The sequence below is a fragment of the Flavobacterium sp. JAS genome (genome assembly GCF_020991455.1).
Lineage (GTDB): Bacteria > Bacteroidota > Bacteroidia > Flavobacteriales > Flavobacteriaceae > Flavobacterium.
Genome location: NZ_JAJMOX010000007.1, coordinates 146,062 through 162,532 on the forward strand (window position 1 = coordinate 146,062; position 16,471 = coordinate 162,532).

General features: G+C 35.7%; 13 protein-coding genes. 2 read left to right on the forward strand and 11 right to left on the reverse strand.

Annotated elements, in window-relative coordinates; genetic code table 11:
• Positions 1-73 precede the first annotated feature (73 nt).
• A complete protein-coding gene (locus LPB88_RS11875) occupies positions 74-2,083 on the forward strand; it encodes a hypothetical protein (RefSeq protein WP_230715773.1) in 2,010 nt (669 codons plus the stop codon).
• A 54-nt stretch (positions 2,084-2,137) separates the two neighbouring features.
• Here the strand turns inward: LPB88_RS11875 and LPB88_RS11880 are convergent, their stop codons facing one another.
• From LPB88_RS11880 to LPB88_RS11915, 8 genes are all read right to left on the reverse strand, one after another.
• Entirely contained in the window at positions 2,138-2,872 is a 735-nt protein-coding gene (locus LPB88_RS11880) for a hypothetical protein (RefSeq protein WP_230715775.1), read from the reverse strand.
• Positions 2,873-2,902: 30 nt separating this feature from the next.
• Entirely contained in the window at positions 2,903-3,676 is a 774-nt protein-coding gene (locus LPB88_RS11885) for an isocitrate lyase/phosphoenolpyruvate mutase family protein (protein WP_230715776.1), read from the reverse strand.
• 195 nt (positions 3,677-3,871) lie between these two features.
• The gene (locus tag LPB88_RS11890; RefSeq protein ID WP_230715778.1) at positions 3,872-4,894 is read right to left on the reverse strand and encodes a trans-acting enoyl reductase family protein; all 1,023 of its coding nucleotides are present in this window, start codon (positions 4,892-4,894) and stop codon (positions 3,872-3,874) included.
• A 38-nt stretch (positions 4,895-4,932) separates the two neighbouring features.
• A complete protein-coding gene (locus LPB88_RS11895; RefSeq protein WP_230715781.1) occupies positions 4,933-5,403 on the reverse strand; it encodes a DUF4440 domain-containing protein in 471 nt (156 codons plus the stop codon).
• An 87-nt stretch (positions 5,404-5,490) separates the two neighbouring features.
• Positions 5,491-6,069 carry a Crp/Fnr family transcriptional regulator gene (locus LPB88_RS11900; protein ID WP_230715782.1) on the reverse strand — a complete coding sequence of 193 codons (579 nt, stop codon included), beginning with the start codon at positions 6,067-6,069 and terminating at the stop codon, positions 5,491-5,493.
• A gap of 164 nt (positions 6,070-6,233) precedes the next feature.
• Positions 6,234-6,677 carry an SRPBCC domain-containing protein gene (locus LPB88_RS11905; RefSeq protein WP_230715784.1) on the reverse strand — a complete coding sequence of 148 codons (444 nt, stop codon included), beginning with the start codon at positions 6,675-6,677 and terminating at the stop codon, positions 6,234-6,236.
• 99 nt (positions 6,678-6,776) lie between these two features.
• A complete protein-coding gene (locus LPB88_RS11910) occupies positions 6,777-7,277 on the reverse strand; it encodes a DinB family protein (protein ID WP_230715787.1) in 501 nt (166 codons plus the stop codon).
• Positions 7,278-7,337: 60 nt separating this feature from the next.
• Positions 7,338-7,649, reverse strand: a complete 312-nt coding sequence (locus LPB88_RS11915; protein ID WP_230715789.1) for an EthD family reductase — start codon at positions 7,647-7,649, stop codon at positions 7,338-7,340.
• 154 nt (positions 7,650-7,803) lie between these two features.
• Here LPB88_RS11915 and LPB88_RS11920 point away from each other — a divergent pair, with 154 nt between their 5' ends.
• Positions 7,804-8,790: a GlxA family transcriptional regulator gene (locus tag LPB88_RS11920; protein WP_230715791.1), complete on the forward strand. Its 987-nt coding sequence runs from the start codon at positions 7,804-7,806 to the stop codon at positions 8,788-8,790.
• Positions 8,791-8,841: 51 nt separating this feature from the next.
• Here LPB88_RS11920 and LPB88_RS11925 read toward each other — a convergent pair whose 3' ends face one another.
• The 3 genes from LPB88_RS11925 to LPB88_RS11935 all read right to left on the reverse strand — a co-directional run bounded on the left by LPB88_RS11925 (position 8,842) and on the right by LPB88_RS11935 (position 16,460).
• The gene (locus LPB88_RS11925) at positions 8,842-11,793 is read right to left on the reverse strand and encodes an FAD-binding and (Fe-S)-binding domain-containing protein (RefSeq protein WP_230715793.1); all 2,952 of its coding nucleotides are present in this window, start codon (positions 11,791-11,793) and stop codon (positions 8,842-8,844) included.
• Positions 11,794-11,917: 124 nt separating this feature from the next.
• Entirely contained in the window at positions 11,918-14,215 is a 2,298-nt protein-coding gene (locus LPB88_RS11930) for an aminotransferase class III-fold pyridoxal phosphate-dependent enzyme (RefSeq protein WP_230715795.1), read from the reverse strand.
• Positions 14,216-14,324: 109 nt separating this feature from the next.
• Positions 14,325-16,460, reverse strand: coding sequence for a beta-galactosidase (locus tag LPB88_RS11935; RefSeq protein ID WP_230715797.1), 2,136 nt, complete (start codon positions 16,458-16,460; stop codon positions 14,325-14,327).
• Positions 16,461-16,471: the final 11 nt, after the last annotated feature.

A 16,471-nucleotide genomic window follows, 5' to 3' on the forward strand; every position in this document is an offset into this window, starting at 1 on the left:
AGATAAAACATGTTGGCGGTAATTATTTTTTAAAAACAACATACTAAAAAATAGTAATTTAAAAATAAACTTAATGAAGAGATCATTTCAAAAAAAACGAAAACATATTCTATTTGCCGTTGTCGCTTTTTGCTTCATCACAACCAGAGTATTTTCGCAAGAAGAACGCCGCTGGCAAATGGATCAGGATGGTTCTATTTCCTGGCAAATAAACAACAACATTCCGCATGACGATCATATCGAAATGAGCGGCAAAAAAATATCCTGCGTTTTAAGATACGGAGTTGCCGCCGATGGCTCGTTTCACGCTACCCGCAGTTTGGTTTGGCCAATGCTAAGAACAATCCCAAATAATACTCATGCTAGTTTAACGCGCCAATTTGCTCAAGATGCTTTTGATCTCGTAACAGTAAATTATAAACCTATTGCTCAGGAAAAAGTAGTTTCGCTAACCCTAAACGGAACTTTGCTTGTAAAGAGTAAAACCAATACACTTGAATTAACCAGACAGTTTTTTCCCTCGACTACTTTGGCTGGTTACTGCGAAATTTATACCCTTAAAAATATTTCCGAAAAAACCTGTGTGGTCGAAATTCCAAAATCAAATGCGGTTTATACCACAGATCCTTCAAAAGGAACTGAAGGAAGTTATGATTTGCATGTAGATCTATTTAATCCCGGAAGTTTTAATCTTAAGGCAAATGAAACTATTAGTTTCTCTGTTTTCTACTCTGGCGTTAAAGCAAACGAGCAAATTCCTATTGTAAATATTGACGAGGAGAAAAACAAACGTCTAAAATTAATCCATGAAATCTGGGATAAATTAATCTTAGAAACCCCAGACGAAGTTTTGAATACAGAGTTCGCTTTCGCGAAAATCAGAGCTTCGGAAAGTATTTTTGAAACCAAAGGAGGTCCGATGCACGGTCCGGGAGGAGAATCTTATTATGCCGCTATTTGGGCAAATGATCAGGCAGAATATATTGGTCCATTTTTTCCTTATTTAGGATATGAATATGGCAATCAGGCATCATTAAATGCTTATCTGCAATTTGCAAAATTCATGAACAAAGAATACAAGCCAATTCCGAGTTCCATTGTAGCCGAAGGAACTGATATTTGGGCAGGAGCTGGAGATCGTGGCGATGGAGCGATGATTGCTTACGGAGCTTCACGTTATGCACTTTCCAGAGGAAATACAAATGAGGCAAAACAACTTTGGCCGTTAATTGAATGGTGTTTGGAATATTGTCATAGAAAATTAAATGCTGATGGCGTTGTTGCATCAGATTCTGATGAATTAGAAGGTCGTCTTCCGGCAGGAAAAGCCAATCTAAATACCTCATCTTTATATTATGATGCCCTTAACTCGGCTGTTTATTTAGGTGAAGCTTTAGGGAAAGACCAATCGCAACTTAAAGTGTACAAAACCGAAGCTGAAAAATTAAAAATTGCCATTGAAAAGTTTTTTGGCGCCAAAGTAGAAGGTTTTGAAACCTACAAATACTACAAAGAAAATGATGTTTTAAGAGCCTGGATTTGTACGCCCCTTACTATGGGAATTTACGATAGAAAAGACGGAACTATAAATGCTTTATTCTCACCAAGATTATGGACAAAAGATGGTCTTGCCAGTGTTGCGGGCGATAAAATATTCTGGGATCGCTCGACTTTATATGCTCTAAGAGGTGTACTGGCAGCAGGAGAAACCGATAAAGCACTGGATTTTTTACATTATTACTCCAACCGCCGTTTATTAGGCGATCACGTTCCTTATCCCGTAGAAGCGTATCCTGAAGGAGATCAGCGTCATCTTTCGGCAGAAAGTGGTCTGTATTGCAGAATTTTTACCGAAGGATTATTTGGTATTCGCCCGACAGGTTTACACAGTTTCGATTTCACGCCACGTCTTCCTAAATCATGGCCTTCAATGAGAATGCGCCATATTAATGCATTCGAAAAAGATTTTGATATTACCGTTGAAAGAGCCGATAAGAAATTAAAAATCACAATATCTGAGGGCAAAAAAGTATTGGTTAATAAAGTAATTAAGGATGGAGATACGGTAAGTATCAATCTTTAATATATTATTTAATGTAGAAAACAAAAAGGATGAGCTATAATGCTCATCCTTTTTTTATTTAGTTTCAAGGAAATTTTTCATATTTCCGTTTTTATCAATTGTCTCAATTCTAGGATCCCCTTTTTCATCAACATAAATCTTCATTCTTGGATTTCCTTCTGAATCGTATAAAAACATTCCGGAATTATTGGCTTTATTTCTCCCTATAAAAAGCCTTCTTTTAGAACCTTCCTTCGCTTTTAATTCCTCTATTTTTTGAGTTCTTATTTTCTCGTCTTCAATTTTTTCGAGTTCTGCATATTTAGCATTTCGTGTATCTATATTTGAACCTATTGGATATTCATTTATAATTAATCCTCTTTGAATATTACTTTTCCCATTGTTATATTCTTCACTGTTCAATATCTGAATTACCTGATCATCGTGATAATTATCCATCGTAAATGACATTCCGGAGCTTATTTTATTCTCTTTGGTCTTTCCTGCAAATACTAATCCGCCGCACTCATCTCCTTCATTATTAAAGAAAATCATTCCCGCAGGTCTGTCTCTTTTAGGATAATCTTTTCCATTCATTCTCCCGGAATGTTGTCTGGTTTCATTGCTTAAAACCATTCTTAAACTTCCATCTTCACCAACTAAATTAATTTTCTTTATTGTGATTTCATCAAATGATTCATTCTTATCTCCTTTTCCAAAAGAGCTTAATAATACAACGCTAAAAACAAGAGTACTAACGATTGCATAACCGGTCAAAAAGTTGATTTTCTTTTCTAATTGTTTATCCATTATAATTGTTTGATTTGAGGGCTTATACTTTTAAAACACGCTGCTAAAGTTCTGATTTTTCAAAACTGTTTCAACTTCAGATTCTAAGTATTGGTATATTTTATTGTTTAAAAAATTCCCCATACTGATTCTTTTTACTCCTGCTTTTTGCAACAAATTAAAATCAGGTAAATCAGGCATACACATTACATTTATAGGAAGTGTAGTTGCTTTGGTAAGCGTTTCTATATCTTCTGTTTTTGTAACGCAAGGGAAAAATAATCCATGAACACCTGTTGTTTCATAAATGCTTATTCTTTTTTGCGCTTGAGTTAAAGCATCAGATAATCCAAGTAAAAAAACATCCGATCTAAGATTGATAAATACCTCGATGTTCTCTTTTGAAAGTTCTTCTGCCACAGCTTTAATTTTTTGAGCAAATATTTCTGCTTCAACAATAGTTCTCACCCCTTGTTCCACTACAGAATCTTCGATGTTAATTCCCAAAACACCTATTTTGTGCAACTCTTTTATATTGGCCACAATTTCTGCGGTTGTTGTTCCATAACCCCATTCTAAATCTACCGAAAGTGGCACTGTTGCGGTTGCAGCAATACGTTTTATAATGAACAGATATTCTTCGAAACTCATTTCTTCGCCATCAGCATATCCAAGTGTTTCGGCAATTGCATAACTCGAGGTTCCGATTGCTTTAAAACCTAGATTTTCCATTTTTCTGGCACTTTGTACATTCCAGACATTACCAATCAACAATGGCTCAGACTGAGCATGTAATTCTTTAAACTTTTGAAAGTTATTTGTCATATAATTAAATAATAGTATTTTACTTTTTTATTAGTAGTCCAACCTGCAAGGTTTTTTCAACCTTGTAGGTTTAACTAATGACATTCAAAAACTTGAAAAAAAATATAGATTTTGAATATATTAAATACCTACAAGGTTAAAAAAAACCTTGCAGGAATCACCGTTACACATAATTTCGAAAAAATCTTTCCGGAATTATAAATCAGTTTCTTTAATGTGCGAAACTACAATATCATCAACATCAAGAGCGCTTAAAAAATCTGTTGCATCAAAGGCTTCTCCTAATGTTGTAACACCTGGTTTTTGTATTCTTCCTGTCAAAATCCTTTTTAAAGCCTCTACAATTAAAGGAGCAGTAACTGCATAAATATCAATTCCCTGAGCCGTAATTGTTCTTTTCTTATCGCCTTTTACAGCCACCACTTCCATGCAAAAAATCTGTGACGATCTGTTTTTTTCATCGGCAGCTTTAGGCTCTGGAGTTTCTTCATTTCTAATATCTGTCAAAGAATTTTGACTCAGATATGTATTGATCGTGTTAACATTTATATGGCGCGAAATCGTAATTATTTCCGATAGCGGAACGGTCACTACTTGCTGTGTCGAGATTGGATCCGGGAATTCCCATGTTTTTGATTTAACTTCCAGAACTGGTTGTAGACTATGGTTCTCGTACATAAATCTTTGATAGTGATTTCTCTCCCCAGTCAATCGAGTTCCTTTTGTTGGATGCCAGGAATCCAGACCTATATAGCTTGAAATTTCATCTACTTTATCCCAATCTTTAGTAAGGGTTGTACTTAATAAATCTCCCAATCCGCCATAAAATGCAGCGGCTGGAATTATGGTTACATTGGCATGTTTTGCTTCTTCAGAAAATTGCTCAAAGATATCCAGAACCGCTTTTTGTTCCGCACTCACATCAAGATAATGTTTCCCTAATCGCAACGCCGATTTAATGATTGGCTCTGCCGTATCTAAAAAAGGACCTGCGCAGTTTACAATGATTTCTGCATCGGCGAAAGCCTTATCCAAAGTTTCAGGACTATTAATGTCTGCTACTTTTGTTATTAAATCCGGATATTCTTTATTAAAAGTATTGAGCTTATCAGCATCTCGCCCACTAAGTATAGGTCTGTAACCTTGCTTGTAAAGCTGAGCAACCAAAAATTTTCCTGTGTGCCCGTAAGCACCATATATTACAATCTTGTTTTCCATAAAAGGGGTTTTGGTATTTTATTGTTAGTTAATGTATTTTATAATTTTCGGTTACTGCTAAAAGAATCTCTGAACATTTTCCAGCCTTCGGGAGTTTTTTTCCAAAGTACCAGAAATTTACCATCATCAAACAATTCTCCTTTTGCATTAAAAGACTGCCAAAGGCCTTCTTCTGTTACAAATTCAACGCCATCGCCGTATACGGCTGTTGTTATAAATTTTCCATTTCTCATTCCGTAGCTATCATAAGCTGCTCTAAAGAATTTTGCGGCGGCTTCCGGACCACACATTTGTACTGCATTTGGTGCCATGATACAAGCGTCTTTTGCATAACGATTGATAAAAATTGAAGAATCGTTTTTTACGAATGATTCGAAGTAAATGGCGTTACTTTCGGCGATTGCTTTTTTAGCTTCTTCTAAACCTGTATTCTGAATTTCTTTTTTTTGATCCTTGCAAGACAATAGTATCGCAAGAACAACTACTGAGATAAATAACTTGTTGTGCATAATAATTATTGTTAATGTTATAGTACAAAATTCAGCTTATGCAGATAAAGAAGTGGTGATGTATGTCACTTTTTTAAAACAGGCAAATTATTTTTTCAAACGGCTCAATGTTTCTCTTGATACGCCCAGGTAAGCCGCTAATTTTCTTTTAGAAATTCTTTGTATCAAATCAGGATACTCTTTGAGTAAGAGATTAAACCGCTCCGTAGCATCGTTGGTCATGTAGGTCAGCAGCCTTTTTTGTTGTTTTACAAAGCTGTCGTTGGCTTTTTTACGAAAAAAATGTTCCATCTTCGGAATAGTTAAACATAGTTTTTCCCTTTGCTCAAATGAAATCGAAATCAATTCTGTCTGCTCCAGGCAAACAATATCAAAAATGGCTGTGGATTGGTTATAAAAAGCCTGCTGATCTGTAATCCAGCAGCCTTCATTGGCAAATTGCATGATATGCTCTTTACCTGCATTGTCTATATAGTTAGACACAGCTAAGCCTTTGGAAACCCAATAAGTGTGGTTTACTTTTTCGCCCAATTTTACAAGGTTATCTCCTTTTTTAAAGATAACCTTTGAAAAATAAGGTATTATGTCTTCAAATTCTTTTTCTGTAATAGATGAGAATTTTGCAATGTGTTTATAAAAGATTTGAAATTCAGAGGTCTCGTTCAACTTTTTTATACTTTATATTAGCTATTAGGATTAATTGTACTGCCAGAAATTTAGCACTAAAATAAGTTCATTTTTCGGATTAGCCAAATCTTATAAATACAAATCTAAACCTCCGTTAAATCAAGTACTTAAATCCATTTTAAAAGCGGAACACATGTGTCTTTTTATCCAAAAACATTCACTCCTTTTCCGGTAGTTATCAAACTAAACAAGCTTTCTTGTATAAGTTTTCCCCACGCATTTGAACAATCACCATAACATTCAAATTCAGGAACTAAACCCAAATGACTAAAACGGACTTGTGTTTTATTATTCACTTCTAAGATTTCAAATACAATTTTTGTTCCCGTCCATTCACTTTGGTCTTTCACAAAACTTAATTTACTGTCTGTAATAAGCCATTGGATTTTCTCGTTTGGAACAATCTCAACTATTTTTTGTTTCGAAAAATGAATCCCGGGCACACTATAACTAAATTCGGCATTTAGCTTATCTGTACTTCCTTCTACTTCACCTTGCCACCAACTGCGAACGTCGTTGATAGCATTAAAAACTTCTTCTTTAGAATTATCAACTAAAATTGTTGTACTAAAATTTGATGTTGCCATTTTGTTGTTTTTTAATTATTTAGAGTAGTTATTTTTAAACACCTAGTCCCGAAGCTTCGAGACTAGGTGTTAAATTAAATTTTTATGAAGTGCATTTTATTATTTAAGCAATCGCAATTGCCCTAAATGATATTGCAAATGCGATGTTCTTGTTACCACAATATTCAATTTATTGCGATGTGGTTCTTTCTCAAAATCTTCGGCACTTACGGCTGTATGTTTTTCGAACCATTCTTCAGGTTTTAGTTTATCAAATTTTTGTTTTATTGCCTCAGATTGTTTTGCCCAAAAAGTTCTCAATTCTGATGCAGTTGGCAATTTTTCTACAGCTTTATCCGGGGATTTTATAAATGGTTCATTTAATTCAGGATATAGTTTGTTCCCCATATCCATTAGAATTAACAAATCATCGTGAACCGCAATAAGATGTCCCAGTAAATAAATACCTCTATTTTTTCCCGGAGCAATTTCTTTTTGCAAAGCTTCGTCTGTTAACGAGCTCAATAATGTTTCACAATTTTCTATAGATGCATACCATCTGTCCAATATCATTTTTACGAATAATGCTGGCGTCACTGTTGTTGCTATTGCTGTTGTCATTTTTTTTAAGTTTTTAAGTTGTAATAGTTGTAAAATTTATGATAGTTTTTTGTTGGTAATTCAGGTGTTTTTTGAATCATATACATAAATCTGAACCTCATCATCGCTTGCAAAAATCCTTCTGTCAACGGCACATTGCTGTCCTATATCTGACTTAAAAGATTCCATCATAATTTCAAGCGAATCAAAATACAAATTGGCTACACGATAAATATCATTATGCCCTGTAAGCGAAACAACTGGTCCATTATTGATTTCATACTTTAGCAATCCGGGCAATTGTTTTGCCAGCGGAATGTGTACTTCAAAATAATGCTTCTCAAAAAATTCCTTATCTTTTGGTGTGGTGTAAATCACGGTCATTTTTGCCATGGTGGTTTTTTTTAAAATTATTCATAAATAGCTCTGTTTGAATTTAATACTGTAAAATTATCACCTAATATTCATATTCATAGGGTGTTAATCAGACATTGTACGGGGTAGTTTTGGACAAAAACATTTCTTATCTTTACCTATAAAAAAAACGATGAAACATCTTACCATTATAGTTCCCAATGGAGATAATAATCTTCCGAGTATTACAGGCGCTTACGAAATCTTTAGTAAAGCAAATGCCTATAATAAGATAAATGGCAAAAAAGAGCTGTTTACAATTCAATTAGCCGGTATTTCTGAAAAAGTAGATTTTAATGATGGATTATTTACCGTAAAACCACATCTTAACATCTCGGCCGTTACTAAAACCGACCTTATAATTATCCCTTCATTAAATCATAATTATAATCTTGCATTAAAAGATAATGAACCGTTATTGCCGTGGTTAGAAAAACAATATCATAACGGTGCCGAAATTGCCACCATTTGCACGGGAGCATTTGTGCTTGCTGCCTCTGGATTATTAGACGGAAAAAGTTGTTCTACACATTGGTCTGTAACGGAAAATTTTAGATCAATGTTCCCGAAAGTGAATTTACAGATTGATGAATTGATTACCGATGAAAAAGGAATTTATACAAATGGCGGAGCCTACTCATTTTTAAATCTAATGATTTATTTGATTGAGAAATACTTCGACAGGAATACTGCTATTTATTGTTCGAAAGTTTTCCAAATTGAAATGAACCGAAATACACAGTCACAATTTGCCATTTTTACAGGTCAGAAGAAACACGATGACGAAATGGTACAACTGGCACAATTGTACATCGAAAAGAATTTGGAAGAAAAAATATCCATTGGAGAATTATCTTCAAAATTTAATGTGGGAAGAAGGAATTTTGACCGAAGATTTGTAAAAGCTACCGGAAATACTCCAATTGAATACTCTCAAAGAGTTAAAATAGAAGCCGCCAAAAAAGCATTTGAAACCAACCGAAAAACAATTAATGAAGTGATGTATGAAGTTGGTTATTCTGATGTAAAAGCATTTCGGGAAGTATTTCGAAAAATTACAGGAATGTCTCCTTTAGAATATAAAAGAAAATATCATAAAGATGTGCTGTTGATTGCCTAAACTATAATTTTCCTGCAAGGCTTTTTAACCTTGCAGGAATATAAACAAAATCTATTTCAAGGCGTTGTAAAGTATCTCTACCGGATGTTGTGCTTCTCGACCAGTACCGTCTGCAATTTGATGTCTGCAGCTTGTTCCCGAAGCCGAAATCAAGGTTGCCGCTTCTTCAGAACGAATGGTTGGAAACAAAACCAACTCTCCTATTTTCATAGAAATATCATAATGCTCTTTTTCATAACCAAAAGAACCCGCCATTCCGCAACATCCACTCGGAATATTAAGAACCGTATAATTCTTTGGTAGTGTCAATATCTTTTTTAACGGAACCAATGACGATAAAGCTTTCTGAAAACAATGTCCGTGCATACGAACTCGTTCTGTTTTATCTGTAAAACTATTAGAAGAGATTCGTCCCGCTTCTAATTCTTTGGCTAAAAACTCTTCGATTAAAAAGGTTTTAGTGGCATAAGTTTTCGCTTTTGCTTTTAAATCTCCACGGCATAAATCAGGATATTCGTCGCGAAAACTCAATATTGCCGAAGGTTCAATTCCGATTAAAATACCGTTTTCCGGAATTGTTATTTCGAAATCTTTGGTGTTTTGTTCGGCTATTTCTCTTGCTTCTTTTAGCATTCCTTTCGAAAGATAGGTTCTTCCGCTAATACCAATTTTTGGAATTTCAACTTCATATCCCAAACAATTCAGAAGCTTAACGGTTGTCTGACCAATTTCTACATCATAATAATTCAGAAATTCATCATTGTATAAATACACTTTTCCATTTACAAAATCTCCTTTTTGAATGTGATTTTTCATCCATTTGGCAAAAGTAATTCTGTGCATCAAAGGCAGTTTTCGCTCTGTTGCAAAACCGGTTGCTTTTTTAATTACATTTCCTAAAACTCCTTTGGTAGATAAATTGTACATCCACGGAATTGCAGCAAACAAGTGGTTTATTTTTGGTGTATTACCAATTAATCTCGAGCGGAATTTTACGCCATTTTTATCGTGATATTGTTGTAGTGTTTCGGCTTTTAATTTTGCCATATCTACATTTGAGGGACATTCAGATTTACACCCTTTACAGCTTAAACACAAATCAAGCACATCAAGAAGGTTTTCATCATCAAATCTATTTGCCTTTGTCGAGTTTGTAATGGTTTCTCTGAGCATGTTTGCTCGGGCACGCGTTGTATGTTTTTCATCGCGCGTTGCCATATAACTTGGGCACATTGTACCACCGCTTTTTTCTGTTTTTCTACAATCTCCTGATCCGTTGCACATTTCGGCAGCACGCAGGATTCCGTTATGTTCCGAGAAATCAAAATACGTTTTGGGCATTGGTGTATCCTGACCCGCGGTATATCGCAAACTAGAATCCATTGGCGGAGTATTCACGATTTTACCCGGATTAAAAACGCCCCAAGGATCCCAAACTTGTTTGATCTGAATAAACAATTGATAGATTTCTTCGCCCAGCATCAACGGAATAAATTCTCCTCGAAGTCTTCCGTCGCCATGTTCTCCACTCAAAGAACCTTTATATTTCTTTACTAAATACGCTATATCTGTGGCTATGGTTCTAAAGATTGCTGCGCCTTCTTTAGTTTTTAAATCTATAATAGGACGCAAATGCAATTCTCCGGTTGCTGCATGCGCATAATGCACGCAGTTTAGATTTCTTTCTTTTAAAATCGCATTAAAGTCTTCGATAAATTCCGGTAAATCATTCACATCTACGGCCGTGTCTTCAATCACGGCAACTGCTTTTGCATCACCGGGAATATTCGACAATAATCCCAATCCTGCTTTTCTTAATGCCCAAACTTTGTTGGTATCCTCACCATAAACAATCGGGAAATGATAACCTAGGTTTTTAGAACGCATCAAATCTTCCATTTCTATGGCGATCGCATCAATTTCTTCTTGGGAATCTCTTAAAAATTCAACTGCTAAAATTGCTTGTGGATCTCCTTTTACAAAAAATCGATTCTTGCTTTGTTCTATGTTTTCTTTGGTACATTCCAGAATATAATGGTCGATTAACTCCACACTATCAGGATTAAATTTTAAAGCTTCTATATTGGCTTTAAGCGATTCATTTATACTTTCAAAATGAACACAAACCAAAGCTGCATAAGGTTTTAAAGCGTCAACCAAATTTAATTTTATAGCGGTAGAAAAGAATAAAGTTCCCTCAGATCCTGCAATTAATTTACAGAAATTAAACTTCTCATCAAAAGCTCCAAAAGGCATAGAATCAGCCAATAAATCTAAAGCATAACCTGTATTTCTTCTGGGAATTGTTTTCTTTGGAAAATTATCATCAAATAAAATTCTGTTTTCAGCGGAAGATAAGATTTCTTTTGCCTGAACATAAATTGCTTGTTCCAATGGACTCACAACATTAATTCCGTTGCATTTATCTTCAAATTCGACGTTTGTTAAGGAACCAAAAGTAACTTCATTTCCATCGGCAAGAAAACCTTGAATTTCTAATAAATGTTCGCGTGTAGATCCGTAAATAACTGATCTTGCTCCACAAGCATTATTTCCGACCATTCCGCCAATCATACAGCGATTACTGGTAGAAGTTTCGGGTCCAAAAAACAACTTGTATGGTTTTAAATGAAGATTTAGTTCATCGCGAATAACCCCCGGTTCTACCCAAGCCGATTTACTTGCCTGATCTACCGAGATAATTTTGGTGAATTCCTGCGAAATATCAACTATAATTCCATTTCCAACCACCTGACCCGCAAGCGAAGTTCCGGCTGCACGCGCAATCACACTGCTTTTATTTTCTCTGGCAAAGGCAATAATTTTCTGAATATCTTGCTTGGTTTTCGGAATCGCTACCGCCAAAGGCATTTCTTTATAAGCGCTGGCGTCGGTCGCGTAGAGCAAACGCATGGTATGATCGTAAAATAATTTACCTTCTAATTGTTTTTCTAAACCTTCAAGATTGATAGAACTCTTGGAAAGGATATTATTATCATTCATTTTAATACTTTATTATATACAAGTCTGCTTCATAAGAAGTCAGGAATAGTCTTTGTTTGTTGATGCTATTATTGTTTTAAATACAAAATCCTTGGCGACTTTGCGTCTTTGCGAGATTTTTTTTCTACAATTCGCTTAAAGCGATATCTAATAATCTCACCATTTCATCCGCATTTTGTTTGCTGAAAGTCATTGGTGGTTTTATTTTTAAAACATTGTGCAAAGGTCCGTCGGTGCTTAATAAATAGCCGTTTGCTTTCATTTTTTCGACTACGATATCTATTTCAGGAACTGCCGGTTCCATAGTTGTTCTGTCTTTTACCATTTCGGCACCAATGAATAATCCATGTCCGCGAACGTCACTAATAATTGGATATTTAGCCATTAAACCTTTAAGCCCATTCATTAAATGATTTCCAACTTCCAGGGCATGTTTTTGCATTTCTTCTTCCTGAATAACATCTAAAACTGCTAATCCTGTTGTCATAGAAACAGGATTTCCACCAAAGGTGTTAAAATATTCCAGTCCGTTATTGAACGAATCTGCAATTTCTTCTGTAACAATTACTGCCGCAAGCGGATGTCCGTTGCCAATTGGTTTTCCTAAAACTATAATATCCGGAACTACATTTTGCAATTCAAATCCCCAGAAATGATCTCCAATTCTCCCGAAACCAACCTGAACCTCATCGGCAATACAAACACCACCGGCTGCTCTTACGTAATCGTAAGCCGTTTTTAGATAATTTTCCGGTAACGGAATTTGTCCTCCAACTCCCAATAAAGTTTCGCAGATAAATACAGCTGGTGCTTTGTCTTCCTTTTTTAAGTCTTCAATGATTCTTTGTACATCTGCCGCGTATTTTTCACCTGCTTTTGCATCACCATATTTATAAGGACCACGATACAAATCAGGATTAATCGCTTTATGAATCCAAGGCATTTGACCTGATCCGCCTTTGCTGTCAAATTTGTATGGACTCATTTCCATTGCTACGGTCGATGTTCCGTGATAGGCATGATCGAGTACAATTATATCTTTTTGTTTGGTATAATGACGGCTCATTCTAATGGCTAAATCATTGGCTTCACTTCCTGAATTTACGAAGTAACAAACGCTAAGTTTTTCCGGTAATGTTGCTGTTAATTTTTCAGCATATTCTGTTATTGCGTCATTCAAATATCTTGTATTGGTATTTAAAGTGGCAATTTGTTTTTGCATTTTGCGAACTACAACGGGATGGCAATGCCCAACATGCGACGGATTATTGACACAATCAACAAAGGTTCTTCCTTTATCATCGTATAAATATTGCAGTGCTCCTTTTACAATTTTTAGTTTGTCTTTGTAGCCAATGCTTAGATTTCTTCCTATTTTCTTTTTACGAACTTCTAGTAAATCACTATAATCGTCATTATTAATTAATCCGGTAAAACCACACGCTTTTCTAAAGGCATCCTGCGCCTTAATTGGGTTAATCTGGATTAGTTTATACAACAAATCCCAAGCTGGCTTTTCGGTAATAAAATGATGCTCATTATTACTGTCCAATGATGCATTATAAGCCGATTGTGTTACGCTAATGCAAAGTCTTCCGGCAATTAAATAATACAATAAATCCAATTCCTGCTCGGTCAATGCATACGCTTTATGATATCCTGCAACAATAGTTGCCGCAACTCCCAGCGGATCTTCTTCGTCAAGCATTGCATAAGTACAGGCTATTGCCAAATTATTGATAAGCGCGGTATAAACCATATCGCCAAAATCGATCAATCCGCTAATTTTATTTTCTTGAACCAGTACATTATAATCATTGGCATCGTTATGTATATAAGCGTATTTCAAACGGTGGATTTGAGGCAGAACTTCGGTATCAAACTGTAAGAGAAAATATCCTGCAATCCGTCTTTTTTCGTGATTTAAAATGTGTTTCAGGTTATCGCCCGCTTCACTGGCACGGCTAATATCCCAGGTGTAACTGCGGTGCATTGCAGGATGCGAAAAATCCTGTAACGCATTGTCCATATTGCCTAAAAACGCTCCTAAATTATGATGTAATTCACTTGTTTTTTCTTTTACATCTACCCAAAAAGTACCTTCTAAAAAGTTCAGAATTCTGACATAGTAGGTTTTGGAATCTCTTACTATTTTAGTTAGTTCTTCGCCTTGTTTATTGATACTAAAGTGCTGAAAACAGTCTGAAATATTGCTTTTTTTAAGGTGCTGAATAATGTTAATCTGCGCTTCTAAAAAAGGAAATGAATGACTCTCATTCGACACTTTTAGAATGTATTTTTCATTTTTCTCGTTTGATAAAAGAAAATTTAATTCATCATATCCATTTAATGCTTTTACGGTCACATTTAATCCGTAATGCTCCTTTACTAAATCCTGAATAGTTGCTTCTGAAAAAGTCATTGTTACTCTTATTTAATTTATTTTTTATTTTTCGCCACGAATTTCACAAATTACTATGCATATTTATTTTAAAAAAAACGTGCTCATTCGTGGAATTCGTGGCAAACTTTTATTTCCAGATAATTGCCTGAGCCGGCTGCAATGGATTTTGTCCCACAAGTATTTTACTTCCTGCCGGAACCGGTAAGTTTACAGGCTCATTTGTATAATTTACCCCTACATAAAAACCATCTCTCCATTCTATATAAACTCCTCTTGGCAAATCTTCGATCGCAACTTTTGCACGTTCGTAAATTGTTCGAACCACTTCTCTTTCTAAGTTTCCGTCTTTACTTTCTGCGCCAATATAAGTAATTGTTCCTTTGCCTAATTTTCTGGTAATCGCTGCTGCTTTACCTTTATAAAACTGATCTGCGTAGGTTGCCAAAACTTCTGTTCCTTGTTTTGGGTTTAAAACATCTGCCCAAGTATTCCATTTATAGGTGTTTGTTCCAGCATTGATTGTTCCGTTTACATCTTCTACAAGCATGTCAAAAAAGGCTACATCGGCTCCAATTAAAGGCACGATTGGCGCGCTCCAATTGGCTTCAAAGAAATGTCCGTTTTTGTCTTTTTGACCCGTACGGCAAGAAAGGATTAAGTTTCCTCCGTTCTCCACATATTTAGTCCATTTGTCTACCAATTTTTGATCGATAAGCTGATACGCCGGAGCTACAATAAACGGATAAGCCGAGAAATCATCTTCTTCTGTAATAAAATCCATTGGCGCACCTGTTGATTTTATAGCCGATGTGTAGGTATTTCTATGTCTCCAGGTACTCCAAAATTCGGTTTGTTTTTGGTTTTCCAAATCCCAAAGGTTTTCGTGACTCCATAAAAATCCTGTTTTTCTTTTCGAAAGATTCTCTGGAATTACTGCTTTTGGATCGTATTCTTTACGAAGCAATTTCATATCCTCGATTGATTGTACAAACTCTTTTCCACCTTGAGAAAGTGTTACGCCATCGGTTCCAACAATCCCGTCGTGGTACATTTCGCTGCTTCCAAGCGGATGTCTGTATCTGTAGGTACACGTGAAAGAACAACCTCCGCCAAATGCTTGCGAAATCCACATGTGAACTGTTCCCGGAAGCAATTGCGGATTTATACTTGCCCAGTTTACTTGTCCAGGTTGCATTTCCATAACGCCTGTAACACCGTTTATAGATCTGTAATAATCATTGGCTTCTGAAATTTTATTAGGTTGTCCCATTCTAAAATTCTGACCTCCCAATGTATTTCTACCACTTACAGGATACATCGTGTAGGTTGCAAAATCCATTTTGTCGGTTCTTCTAGGATCAGCGCCGTAAACTACGTTGGTGTAATTTGTCGTAATCCATTGTTTTGGATCGACATATTTACGAAGTGTTTCGGCTTGTAAATTCAGATATTCTGCCTGAGAATCTGCGGTGTATCTTTTGAAATCCAAAATTGCATGTGGACTTAATTTATCTTCTGAATAAAGTTCGGCATTTGGAATTGCAATTTGCTCGAAATTATTATATCGAATGCTCCAGAAACTTCCCAGCCACTCGGTATTTAATTTTTCAATTGTTCCGTATTTGGCTTTAAGCCATTTTTGAAATCCCTTTTGTGCTGATGGACTAAAATCATCCGGTGCACCTGGTTCGTTATCCACTTGCCAGCCCATGATGTTTTTGTTTTTTCCATATCTCTTTCCGAGTTCAGTCACGATTTTCTCTACAAATTCTCTGTATTTTTCATTCGAAACAGATTGATTTGCTCTGTTGCCGTGTTCTCTGCGGCGACCACTTGCATCTACCAAATAAATCTCAGGATACTTCTCGCCCATCCAAGCCGGAGGCGTTGGTGTTGGCGTACAAAGAATTACTTTCAATCCTTGTTTTTCGGCTATTGCCAAAGCATCATCCAGCCATTTAAAATCATATTTCCCCTCTTCAGGTTCCATATAAGTCCAGGCAAACTCGGCAAAATGCGTAAATTCGAATCCTAATTTTTTAATGTTTTTTAAATCACGTTCCCATTGTTCTCTCGGCCATTGCTCCGGATAATAATACACTCCGATTTGCATTAAATCCGGCTTGGAGAAAAAACGTTGCGGGTCTTTCTTTTCTGTCGCTGTAGTTTTTTTGCTTTGAGCAAAAACAGGCGTCATATTGCAATTGGCAATAAGCAATCCTGTTAGTACTATTTTTGTTAGCGATATCTTTTGGTTGAACATACTTTGTAATA